The organism is Algoriphagus sp., assembly GCF_039969895.1.
Taxonomy (GTDB): Bacteria; Bacteroidota; Bacteroidia; order Cytophagales; family Cyclobacteriaceae; genus Algoriphagus.
On the sequence record NZ_JBDVMZ010000025.1, the window covers coordinates 96,249 to 107,523 of the forward strand.

General features: G+C 43.8%; 11 protein-coding genes. 1 reads left to right on the plus strand and 10 read right to left on the minus strand.

Annotated features, from left to right (window positions below; genetic code table 11):
- Positions 1-172 precede the first annotated feature (172 nt).
- From ABJH64_RS18040 to ABJH64_RS18085, 10 genes are all read right to left on the minus strand, one after another.
- Positions 173-763 carry a porin family protein gene (locus ABJH64_RS18040; RefSeq protein ID WP_348275269.1) on the minus strand — a complete coding sequence of 197 codons (591 nt, stop codon included), beginning with the start codon at positions 761-763 and terminating at the stop codon, positions 173-175.
- Positions 764-1,069: 306 nt separating this feature from the next.
- On the minus strand, positions 1,070-2,455 hold the full coding sequence (locus ABJH64_RS18045; RefSeq protein WP_348275268.1) for a sodium-dependent transporter: 1,386 nt from the start codon (positions 2,453-2,455) through the stop codon (positions 1,070-1,072).
- 40 nt (positions 2,456-2,495) lie between these two features.
- Positions 2,496-3,431, minus strand: a complete 936-nt coding sequence (locus ABJH64_RS18050; protein ID WP_348358234.1) for an SDR family oxidoreductase — start codon at positions 3,429-3,431, stop codon at positions 2,496-2,498.
- Positions 3,403-4,248, minus strand: a complete 846-nt coding sequence (locus ABJH64_RS18055) for a peptidylprolyl isomerase (protein ID WP_348275266.1) — start codon at positions 4,246-4,248, stop codon at positions 3,403-3,405. Before ABJH64_RS18055 ends, ABJH64_RS18050 begins: the two co-directional genes overlap by 29 nt.
- Complete coding sequence (hemC, locus tag ABJH64_RS18060) at positions 4,245-5,174, minus strand: hydroxymethylbilane synthase (RefSeq protein ID WP_348275265.1); 930 nt, start codon at positions 5,172-5,174, stop codon at positions 4,245-4,247. The genes ABJH64_RS18055 and hemC overlap by 4 nt, the downstream gene beginning before the upstream one ends.
- Positions 5,171-6,076 (minus strand): 30S ribosomal protein S6--L-glutamate ligase, encoded by a 906-nt coding sequence (rimK, locus tag ABJH64_RS18065; protein WP_348275264.1) that lies wholly within the window; start codon positions 6,074-6,076, stop codon positions 5,171-5,173. Before rimK ends, hemC begins: the two co-directional genes overlap by 4 nt.
- A gap of 192 nt (positions 6,077-6,268) precedes the next feature.
- Positions 6,269-6,706 carry a RimK/LysX family protein gene (locus ABJH64_RS18070; protein WP_348275263.1) on the minus strand — a complete coding sequence of 146 codons (438 nt, stop codon included), beginning with the start codon at positions 6,704-6,706 and terminating at the stop codon, positions 6,269-6,271.
- A gap of 1 nt (position 6,707) precedes the next feature.
- Positions 6,708-7,844 (minus strand): hypothetical protein, encoded by a 1,137-nt coding sequence (locus ABJH64_RS18075; RefSeq protein ID WP_348275262.1) that lies wholly within the window; start codon positions 7,842-7,844, stop codon positions 6,708-6,710.
- Positions 7,845-7,855: 11 nt separating this feature from the next.
- Entirely contained in the window at positions 7,856-9,052 is a 1,197-nt protein-coding gene (locus tag ABJH64_RS18080; RefSeq protein ID WP_348275261.1) for a GlmU family protein, read from the minus strand.
- A 69-nt stretch (positions 9,053-9,121) separates the two neighbouring features.
- Positions 9,122-9,367 (minus strand): type B 50S ribosomal protein L31, encoded by a 246-nt coding sequence (locus ABJH64_RS18085; RefSeq protein ID WP_091695367.1) that lies wholly within the window; start codon positions 9,365-9,367, stop codon positions 9,122-9,124.
- Between the two features lie 218 nt (positions 9,368-9,585).
- Here ABJH64_RS18085 and ABJH64_RS18090 point away from each other — a divergent pair, with 218 nt between their 5' ends.
- Positions 9,586-11,274 (plus strand): hypothetical protein, encoded by a 1,689-nt coding sequence (locus tag ABJH64_RS18090; RefSeq protein WP_348275260.1) that lies wholly within the window; start codon positions 9,586-9,588, stop codon positions 11,272-11,274.
- Position 11,275: the final 1 nt, after the last annotated feature.

Sequence of the window (11,275 nt, forward strand, 5' to 3'; positions counted from 1 at the left end):
TTAGCGTTATAAATCGGAGTCCAGCTTCTGGAGAAGCAGGACATCTTACTAACTTGTGTCCTCCGCGGAACCTTGGTTCTCTACTGTTAACAAAACAATAGCATACAACATCTCCATCAAAAAAAGCTCGACTGAACTTATCAATCGGGCTTTTGAATTCAATACCTTTTCTCTAAAACAACTTAAATCCAACCGACAAAATCCACTGATTCACACGCTGATCGGTACTGAAATTACCGACATTCCCAGAGACTTCATCCAGAGAACTTTCATACTTTGCGTCAATAATTAGATTCCCGATATCAATTCCCAGTCCTGCCTGGTAGCCAATAGTCGCATCTTTGAATTCCACATTCTGCACGGTATTCCCAGCATCCTTTAGCTCTGAGTTCACATTGATACTGGCTATAGGACCAGCTTGGATTCTCAGAAAGTTGAACATCTTAAAGCCTAGCATCACAGGAATATCCACGCGATTGAAATCTGCTTCGTAATCCTTTATTGGTGCATCAGCTGGATCAAAAGTAAACTGACCCTGAGTCTGTGTGTACAAAACCTCTGGCTGTAGGTAAAGAGGTCCTAATCCTATTCTGGCGAACAAACCTACATGATAACCGAATTTGGAATTTCCACTTTTGAATTGGTCACTTTTTAGATCAAGTTCAGTCTGGCTTAGCCCTACTTTCGGGCCTAGAGAAAATCCCTGCGAATAGCCCGTGAGCGCAAATGCCAACAAAGCCAATGATAAAATGAGTTTTTTCATGCTTATGTAGTTATTGGTTTAGTAAAATTAGTAACGATGGATTTTAAGAAAAATTAGCAATTGTCCTGCCAAGCCAGTAAATCAAGTGAAAGGTTTGATATGAAAAAGGAAGCGTCATTCAGTCGCGGAGGGAAGGATAACTTCAATATGGAATTTGAAGTGCTGCTGAATATGAAGTATCCACCTGGTGTCTCTCAAAATTAAAATAGGTGAGAACTCAGCTTGGCTTCTATAATTCTCTGCGTCAAAAAAACAAAAAAAGGAAGCCCTAAGACTTCCTTTTCAATACACTATCAGTGTAGAATATTAGGCCGCTTGAGGCGTACCGAAAATCCCAACAAGATTAAGAATCAATAGAATAATCACCACCGGACAAATCCATTTCACAAAAAACATCCAAGCTGTTCTATAAGGACCTTTGAATCCTGGGGCTCCTAGTTTTAATTCATCTGCATAATCCGCGATTTTAGATGCCCAACCTGTGTAAAGCGCTAGCATCAAACAGATCACAATAACAGCAAACGTACCAAATACAAAGTCCATGATTCCGAAGAATCCTTCCAGTTTATTTCCGAAGAAGTTGATGTGCAGGTTGGCAAAGAAAGTACCAGGAATCTGAGACAATGCCGACGGCACTGAAAGAATCATTGCAGCTATACCAATAGTCCAAGTTGCTTTTTTTCTACCCCACTTTTTATCATCAATCATGTAGGCTACCGGAACCTCTAGCATTGAAATAGTAGAGGTCAACGCCGCCACCATCAGCAGAAGGAAGAATAGCGCCCCAACTACGTGCCCACCAGGCATCGCAGCAAATACTTTTGGCAACACATCAAATACCAACGCTGGACCTGCAGCAGGATCCTTGCCTGGAAGCAATGCGAAAAGCGCAGGAAACACCATCAAACCACCCAATAAAGCGACCGAAGTATCCATACCCGCAATCCAACCCGCCGATTGGATAATGTTTGATTTTTTAGGCAAATAGGATCCAAATGTGATCATCAAACCCCACCCTACAGACATAGAAAAGAATGCCTGGCCAAGAGCCTGCAGCACTACCGCCGGATTGATTTTACTGAAATCAGGCTTCAAATAGTATTCAATACCTGCTCCGGCTCCTTCAAGGGTAACCGCTCTACCTGCGATGAATATGATGATGATGAACAACACCGGCATCAAGAATTTAGAAGCTTTCTCAATACCTCCAGATACGCCTCCCAATACAATCAGGATGGTCATTAGAATAAACAAGAAGGTCAGTGGAATGACATACAAAGGCGTCTGAACAAAATCCGCAAAATCAACCGGCACATTAATTATCTCGGTGATAATGTAGCCAACTGTCCAGCCTGCAATCACAGAATAGTAGCTGAAAACAAAGAAACAAACTAGTACGCAAAGTACTCCAGCCGTCTGCCAAAACTTGTTTCCTCCTGTTTCACGAACTGCCCCGATCGGGTTCTTCCCTGATTTTCTACCCAGAGCTATTTCATTTAAAAGTAAAGGAAGCGCTATGAAAAGTACACAGAGAACGTACACAAATACGAATGCTCCTCCTCCGTTTTCACCCACCAAATAGGGGAATCTCCAAATATTCCCAAGACCTACGGCAGAACCGGCTGCGGCCATGATAAATCCTAAACTAGATCCAAATTCGCCTCTTTCTTCGGTTTCGTTGTTAACTGCCATAAATTGTTTTAAAGTTAAATTAGGGTGTATAAAGTGCTTTTTAAGCGCGGGCTAAGTTAATTTGTTTTGCCAAAATACCAATTGCCGTCTGGAAAGTTTTCGGCTCAAAACCTAGCTCTTCCTTGGCCTTTTTGATGATAAATCCTGTTTTTAACGGTCTCTTCGCTGGCTGAGTGAACGTACTGGAATCTGCCCGCTTGATCAGGCTTTTATCTAGACCAAAATAGTCTGCGACATGGATAGCCATCTCGTATGGCGTGAGAAAATCGGGCCCAGAAATATTGAAAACTCCTTCTGCTCCTTGCTCAGCTATCAAAATACAACCTGCGGCCAAATCCTCCGCAAGTGTAGGTGTTCTGAATTGATCATCGACTACCTGGATTTCCTTTCCAGCTTCCAGAGATGACTTCACCCAAAGCACAATATTCGTCCTGCTCATGTCATGCGCAATTCCAAAAACTAGAACTGTCCGGGAAATCGCCCAACTCGTTTTACAAGCCATGACCAATTTCTCTCCTTCCAGCTTGGTTTCTCCATAATAGTTGACCGGAGCTGCGACCGCATTTTCATCGAGCGGTCCCTCTTCTCCTGAGAAAATAAAGTCTGTGGACACAAAGATGAAGTGGGACTTCGCTGCTTCCGCTGCTTTCACCAAGTAGGCCGTCGCATTTACATTAGCATTATAGCATGATTCCTGATTCATTTCGCATTCATCCACATGAGTCATAGCAGCTCCATGAATGATGACATCGGGCTTAATCGAAGCCAGGATTTTTTCTACCTCAGAGGCATTGGTAATATCTAACGGCACATAATCAAAGCCATCTCCGGGCAATCTACAGTCGCCTTTTCCACTGGCTATGACCTGAAACTCTCCCTTATCTACCAGTTGATTCACCAATTTTTGACCGAGTAGTCCGTTCGCTCCTGTGATAAAAATTTTCTTTTTAGTTTTCATTGGGGTAGCTATAGCCATAATTTTTTTCAATTTTCTTTCGGGACATTTTCTCCACTTTGACAGTCATCAGTATCGGCTCGTTTGGCCTATCTCTATAGCCTGTAGGCACATTGGATATTTCCTCCGCCACTTCCAGTCCTTGGATCACTTCTCCAAAAACCGTGTACTCCTTGTCCAAATGTGGAACTCCACCAATCGTAGTATAAGCTTCGATCTGCTCGGCTGTGAAATCCTTCGTCAAATTCACATTCAGCGACTTCTCTAGCTCATCCCTTTTGGATAGAATCAAAGCAGTCAAACTATCATATTTCTCCTCGTTGTACAGTCTGATGTATTTCTCTCTGAGGGCTGCCTGACTCCCCAGTTCCATGTATTTCATCAGAGATTTTTGCAGCTCTCCCATATCAGTCGTGAGCTCAAGTTCGTCATAAACTTTCCCAATGGTGATGTAAAATTGAGAGCCGTTGGAACGTCGGTCTGGATTAATTCCGTCAGGCTGACGAGCTGCTGCGATCATGCCTTTCTTATGAAAATAATGCGGCCTGATTTCGGCTGGTAAAGTTGGCCAGTCTTGCGGTGGGAGATTTTCTTTGGTAAAAACATCTCCACCCTGAATCATAAAATCTTTCATCACGCGCTGGAATTCGGTGGAATCAAATCGCCCAGCCTCTGCCAGTTTGATGAAATTTGACTTGTGCTCTGGTGTGTCGTCAAAGAGCACAGCGACGATTTTGCCATGGCTAGTCTCTATCGTGACTAGGTAGTCTTTCTCTCCTGCGCAGGCAAAAGAGCTCGCGCAAAGCAAAAGAAAAAAGAATATTCTTACAGCTCTCATTTGTTCAGGGTAGTTTTGATTTGATCCAAAATAGCTTTTCCGCCTGCGGCAAAAACTCGATCCGCGAGCTCTTGTCCCAATTTTTCAGGCTCTGCGGCATCTCCTTCTACTCGAATCGAGATGCGATTTTTCCCATCTAAGCTTACGATTCCTCCCTTGAGACTGAGTTGATTTTGGGAGAGATTAGCTAGCGCAAAAACCGGAATACTGCAGCCACCCTCCAATACCCTCAGGTAAGCTCGCTCCGCCCGAAGTCGCAGGGAAGTTTCCTGATGATTGCAAGCAGAGGAAATTTTAGCCTTCAAATCACCCGACATTTTACTTGCCACCTCTATCGCTACTGAGCCTTGGCCCACGGCTGGTGTGAATTCGTCCAAATCCAACTCGCCTACTATCAGGTGATCATACTCCATACGATGCGCTCCGGCATAGGCCAAAAGTAAAGCATCGCACAATCCCTCTTCCATCTTGCGAATTCGAGTTTGGAGATTACCGCGAACCTCCACCGTTTTCACATGTGGGTAAAAATGCTTGAGCGTGGAAACTCTTCGCGTAGATGAAGTGCCGAGTACAAGTTCGTCCTTCAGAGAAATTGATTTGCTATGAGAAACCAGCACATCGTTTTCCTTTTCGCGTTCGGTGAAAGCTATAATCTCAAACCCTTCCGGCAAATTAGACTGCATGTCTTTGGCACTATGAACGGCAATATCTATACGACCATCGAGTAATTGATCCTCGAGTTCTTGGGTGAAAACCCCTTTGCTTCCGATTTTGGCTATAGATACGTCTAAGATTTGATCGCCTTTGGTATCGATGATCACTATCTCAGTTTGAAGTCCTGCTTTTTGTAACAACTCTTCTACATGGTAAGCCTGCCAAAGCGCCAACTTACTTCCACGGGTACCGATTTTCACTACTTGCCTCATTGACTCGATATTTTCATTGGGCGTTTATTTACACCCTCTTCTATAAATTTGATGATTGCTCCTGCGATATCTATCCCGGTAGCTTTTTCTATTCCCTCCAATCCTGGCGAGCTATTCACTTCCAAAATCAGCGGTCCTCTCGCAGACTGTAGCATATCTACCCCAGCCACATCCAGTCCCAGCGCCTTCGCAGCACCCAGAGCAGCTTGGCGTTCGGCTCTGCTCAACTTAATAACGGTGGCTTTGCCTCCACGATGAAGATTAGATCGAAACTCACCTTCTGCGCCTTGACGCTTCATGGCTCCTACTACTTTCCCATTCACAATGAACGCCCGGATATCCGCACCTTTAGCTTCTTTGATAAATTCCTGAATGATAATTCTAGCTTTCAACCCATGAAACGCCTCAATTACAGACTGGCTGGCTTTTTTGGTTTCGGCCAAAACTACGCCTAGTCCCTGTGTACCTTCCAGTAACTTGATGATCAGTGGTGCACCTCCCACATGTTCTATGATTTGCTTTTCCCCACCTTTGGAAAAATTGGTAAAAGCCGTTTTCGGCATTCCTAATCCAGCGCTAGACAAAATCTGCAAGCTTCGCAGTTTATCCCTACTTCTGACGATCGCCTGAGAATTCACTGCAGAAAAAGCCCCCATCAGCTCAAACTGTCGCACCACGGCTGTTCCATAAAACGTAACCGACGCGCCGATCCTAGGAATGATTGCATCCACATCAGTGATTTTCTCCCCTTTATATATAATGGAAGGTCCTTGCTGCTCAATGATCAAATCACAAACTCCGTGATTGACAATAATTGCTTCGTGCCCAGCCTTTTGAATTGCTTCGAAAAGCCTTCGGGTAGAATACAAATTTGGGTTTCTGGATAATATTGCGATTTTCATGATAGTATAATTTTTTCAATTGTCCCTATCCCGATAGGCATCTGGATAGCTAGTGAAATCTCTCCACGAAGGCTGATTCCTTGGTCTGTCTCTTGATTCAAGCCTATCTACTTCAGGCAGACTCGATTTCAACAGTAAATCAATGGCAGGTTTATATCGAGGTTTGAACCTGTGGGAAAGGTGAATTTATGCTTACTTAGCTCTGTATTGCTTCGCCAAGTTGACTCTACAAACATCTACCAAGAAACGATTTCTAAGGATTTTTCGACCGAGAAGAATCGCATTTCTCATACTCGATCGATCTGAAAGCGTAAACTCAGCCGAATAAACCTCTCCCGCTAGCTCAAAGGTAGTCTCGATCAAGTAGCGAACCTCGGCATGTCCGAAGGAATTTTTGACTTTCTTCTCTCTAAAGTGCTCAAACGTAACCACCTCACCCGTGTAGGATTTGTGACCGGGAAGTAAGGGTTGAAATTGCAAAACTCGCTTTCCACCGATTTCTTTTACTTCCAAATTCTCGGCATGAATACTACTCGTATAAGCCCCCGTATCTACTTTGGCCCAGACCAATTCCAAGCCTAAGTCTGGCAGGCTCACTTTTTCTTTTCTTCCGATTATTTTTTGCTCCATTTCAACTGATTTTCGCCATCAACCTAGTCACGTTCATCGATAGATCCGTGAAGATAAATTTGGCGTTTCCATTTCGTTCTAAATGATAATGTGCCGTATTAAAATCGCCATACAGCTTGCCCACGTGTTCTTCTTTGAGGATTTTGCCGCTGATCTTATTTACAAAATCCCGATCCTCATCATGGGTACGAAGCAACTCATCCAGGCCGGCATTTTTCAACAAAATCTCCCGAAGCACATTCAATGCAGTCAGGAGTAAGGACTTTTGAGCTTCTTTATCTGACTTGTGAAAATCATCTGCCATTCCAAAAATACCTTTGAAATCTGCCTTGTAACAGGACAAAAACCATTCTCTAATTTTTTTCACCTGAAGGTCTTCCACTTGATCCACGAGTCTGTAAGCTTCACGAAGATTTCCATCAGCCAGCATGGCGATTTGATCTGCTGAAGTCTCCTCGCAAAGTCCTCTTTCGATCAAGTGACTTTTCACTTCCTCGTCAGAAAAACCACGAATGGTGACTTTCTGCGTTCTGGATAGAATCGTAGTCAGCAACTGATCTGCAGCACTAGTCACCAGCATAAACAGCGTTTTGGGCTGGGGCTCTTCGAGAATCTTCAGCAGCGCATTGGCCGCAGAAGGATGAAGGTACTCTGGCGCCCAGATCATCATGATTTTATAGCCCCCCTCGAAAGACATCAGGGAGAGCGCTTGGATGATTTTGCGTGCAGCGCCCTTGGAAATGTTTAACTGCTTCTTTTCAAAATTATTGAAGTAGATGAAATCATGCACGTTGCCGTAGGGTTGCTCAGTTGCAAACTTCCTCCAGCTTGTCAGAACATCCACTTTATCATCGTCGTCTTTCTCATCTTCCTTCGAAGTCGCGATCGTAGGAAATGCAAAATTCAGATCCGGCATCACCAATCGACTCATTCGCTGGCAAGAAGCACAAGTACCGCAGGAGTCGGTAGCGGTAGGATTTTCGCAGTACAAATAAGTACAAAGCGCCAGCGCCATCGTCAGATTAGCAGATCCTTCAGGTCCGTGGAATAATAATGCATGCGCCAAATGATTATTGTTGACGGCATTGATCAGGTTAGTTTTAGTCTCGGGAAGTCCCGGTATGGCTGCGAATTGCATGAATTAAATGATCAGGATGAGGTTTCCCAAATTCTATAGTTTTTGGACAGGTCAAAAATCGAGCGTAAGATGCGTTCATCTTCAGAATCTAACTTCAGCCCTCTTCTTGCCACTACGGCTTGTGCTGTTTCTAGAAATTTCGGAAACAAAAAGGTAGAAAATCCTTCCTCCCCACCCCAAGCAAAAGAAGGAATAAATTTACGCGGAAAACCAGCTCCGAAAACATTGGCACCTATTCCCACCACGGTTCCGGTATTGAACATGGTGTTGATCCCGCATTTGGAGTGGTCTGCCATCATCAGGCCGCAGAACTGCAAACCCGTATTGGCATAATTCCCGACGGTATAGTCCCAGAGTTTCACTGGGGAATAATTATTTTTCAGATTACTTGTGTTCGTGTCGGCTCCCATATTGCACCACTCGCCGATCACCGAATTGCCCAAGAATCCCTCGTGCCCTTTATTGCTGTAGCCAAAGATGACAGCGTTGGAAAGCTCACCCCCCACTTTGGAGTGAGGACCAACAGTGGTATCACCTTTTATTTTGGCGCCCATATTTACAGTTGAGCTTTCGCATAGCGCAAATGGCCCACGAATCAACGCCCCTTCTTGAATTTCTGCGTTTTTGCCAATATAAATAGGTCCCGAATCTGCGTTCAAAACTGAAGCCCGAATTACCGCTCCTTCTTCTACGAAGATGTTTTCAGGGGAGTAAAGCTTGGTATGAGGATCAGTGATCGTGCCCGATTTTCTTCCTTTAGTAATTAGCTCAAAATCCTTTTTAATCTCCGCACCATTGAACTGAAAGATATTCCAGGTTTTCAAGAGCAAGGTAGGTTCTGCATCCAGCTGGATGACTTCTTTACCCTTCACTGCGCTTAGGTTTTTCTCAGTTTCACCTATATAGGTAGCGATCAGCGTTTTTCCAAAGTAAAGCGCTTGGTCTGCAGAAAGTGATTGTAATAGGTTCAGACTTTTGCTATCCGGCAGCCAGGCGCCATTTATAGCAAGTGCATTTCCTTCTTTGCGAGGAAATTTCTTTTGAAGGTAATCTTGTGTGAGGAATGAAACTGAAGCCCCGATTAGCTTCTCCCATTTTTCGGAGATTTTCAGAATACCAATGCGAATGTCCGCAACTGGTCGAGTAAAAGTAAACGGGAGCAATGAACCTCGAATGGCGGGATCATCGAACAACAAAATTGAGTCCATGAGGCAAAAATAAAAAAGTCTCCCGGAATCCATGCTCCGGGAGACGTTTTAGCCTGAGATAAAGAAGAATTACTTCTTAGCGTATCTTCTGTTGAATTTCTCAACACGACCCGCCGTATCAAGCATCATTTTCTTACCAGTGTAGAACGGGTGAGACTGAGAGCTCACTTCCACTTTGAACAGTGGGTATTCGTTTCCATCTTCCCAAGTGATAGTTTCGCTTGTTTCGATAGTTGATTTAGTAAGAAATTTAAACTCGCTAGAAGTGTCGTAGAAAACGACGTCTCTGTAGTTTGGATGGATATCAGCTTTCATAGTATTGCTAGTTATATAATGTCCTTTTTCAAATGAGGCACAAAGCTAGGCTTTTTCAGAAAACTCACCAAATCTTTGTCAAGTATTTCTAAGTCAATTGATCAAAAGCAATAAAAAAGTAAAGATCCGAAGCTAGCAGAGGTGAGAAGTCTTACAAATATAGCGTGCTTTGAATTTCATAAGATTCCTAATTCATGAATGTTTTTTAGATTTAACCAATGCTAAGACCGTCCTACTATCGTACGCTTATCCTTTTAAGCTTCTTTTTACTTCCACTTTTTGTCCTTGCTCAGGGCAGCTACATTCCATACGATCGTGATTATTACCACAAAATAGATCGATTTGAAATTTTACAGGGCAAAAACAATCCCGCGTTTCACACCGGGGCAAAACCCTACCGCAGAGATCATGTAGCCCAATTCTTAGATAGCATCGCCAATGACGCCATCATCCGCTCGAGAGTCGATCAGTTCAACCTGGACTATTTGAGCCAAGACAATTGGGAGTTTGTCAGCAGAGAGACCTCTTTATCCAAAAAACCTCTATTCAACTCTATCTATAAGAGGCCCGGAGATTTCGCTTATTACGATAGTGAGGAGTTTGACATCCATGTCAGTCCGGTTTTTTACCTAAATGGTGGAGTAGAGCCAGACAATGATCGGAACCCAAATCGCTTCTCAAGAGGACTGGTGCTCCGTGGGTCTATTGACAACAAGGTTGGCTTTTACACTTATTTCACTTCGTCTGAGGCTTTTTTTCCTAGTTGGGTAAAATACTATTCGGAGTATAACGGCGCCGTACCTGGCGAAGGATTTTGGAAAGAATACAATGGAGATGGCTACAGCTATTTTTCCGCTTTGGGGCATGTAAGCTTTAATATCACCAAGCATATCCAAGTGGAGGTAGGACATGACCGGAACTTTATCGGAGAGGGATACAGGTCATTTATACTTTCCGACTTTTCCAACCCATACATGTTTGTAAAATTCAATACGCAGGTATGGAAATTCCAACTCACCAATATCTGGACTCAAATGACCGCTGACGTCTTTTATGATAGAGGGAGGCCCACTGACGGCAGATACCCACAGAAGTACTTTTCATTCAATCGTCTAGGAATGAATATTGGCAAAAATCTGAACCTGGGCTTCTATTCCTCTGTCATGACAGATAAAATCAACTTTAATTATTTCAATCCACTCATATTCCTGCGCTGGGTAGAACAGCAGCAAGGCACGCCGGATAAAGTGATGCTGGGGCTGGACGGTAAGTGGATATTTATTCCCGGCATGGAGCTCTATGGGCAATTTGCGCTGGATGAGTTTGTTTTCAATGAGTTCTTTGGGATAGATGGGAAAAACTCCAAGAGGAATAAGTATGGAGTGCAAATGGGCTATAAATACATGGATGTACTGGGCGTCTCCAATCTCGATTTTCAGTTGGAATGGAACCAAGCGCGACCTTATACCTTTCAGGAAAAATTCGATCATCAGTCCTTTTCCAACTGGAGAACACCATTGACGCATCCTCGCGGTGCAAACTTCCGGGAATTCATAGGCATCATCCGCTATCAGCCTATTCCTAAGCTTAACCTGACGCTCACTGGAATGCATCAGCTCTATGGAGCAGATCCGGATGCCGAAACCAACTGGGGAGGGGATGTTCTGAAAAACAGATTGGAAGGAAGTCCTACGGGATTATTTGGCAATGTAATCGGACAGGGAATCGAAAACACCGTAATTCAATCCAACCTTAACGCCAGCTACATGCTCAAGCACAACTTCTTCATTGACGCCTCACATACTTTCAGGAGAAGAACCGCTCAAGATCTGGACAGTCCGGAGACGTCCCAATACCTGCAACTGGCGTTTCGATGGAACTTTTTGAGGCCAGACTACAACTATTAAG

Coding starts and splice junctions, on each gene's coding strand:
- ABJH64_RS18040 (WP_348275269.1), bottom strand. CDS start 763: ATGAAAAAACTCATTTTATCATTGGCTTTGTTGGCATTTGCGCTCACG.
- hemC (WP_348275265.1), bottom strand. CDS start 5,174: ATGAGGCAAGTAGTGAAAATCGGTACCCGTGGAAGTAAGTTGGCGCTT.
- ABJH64_RS18070 (WP_348275263.1), bottom strand. CDS start 6,706: ATGGAGCAAAAAATAATCGGAAGAAAAGAAAAAGTGAGCCTGCCAGAC.
- ABJH64_RS18080 (WP_348275261.1), bottom strand. CDS start 9,052: ATGGACTCAATTTTGTTGTTCGATGATCCCGCCATTCGAGGTTCATTG.
- ABJH64_RS18055 (WP_348275266.1), bottom strand. CDS start 4,248: ATGAGAGCTGTAAGAATATTCTTTTTTCTTTTGCTTTGCGCGAGCTCT.
- ABJH64_RS18085 (WP_091695367.1), bottom strand. CDS start 9,367: ATGAAAGCTGATATCCATCCAAACTACAGAGACGTCGTTTTCTACGAC.
- ABJH64_RS18075 (WP_348275262.1), bottom strand. CDS start 7,844: ATGCAATTCGCAGCCATACCGGGACTTCCCGAGACTAAAACTAACCTG.
- ABJH64_RS18090 (WP_348275260.1), top strand. CDS start 9,586: ATGCTAAGACCGTCCTACTATCGTACGCTTATCCTTTTAAGCTTCTTT.
- rimK (WP_348275264.1), bottom strand. CDS start 6,076: ATGAAAATCGCAATATTATCCAGAAACCCAAATTTGTATTCTACCCGA.
- ABJH64_RS18045 (WP_348275268.1), bottom strand. CDS start 2,455: ATGGCAGTTAACAACGAAACCGAAGAAAGAGGCGAATTTGGATCTAGT.
- ABJH64_RS18050 (WP_348358234.1), bottom strand. CDS start 3,431: ATGGCTATAGCTACCCCAATGAAAACTAAAAAGAAAATTTTTATCACA.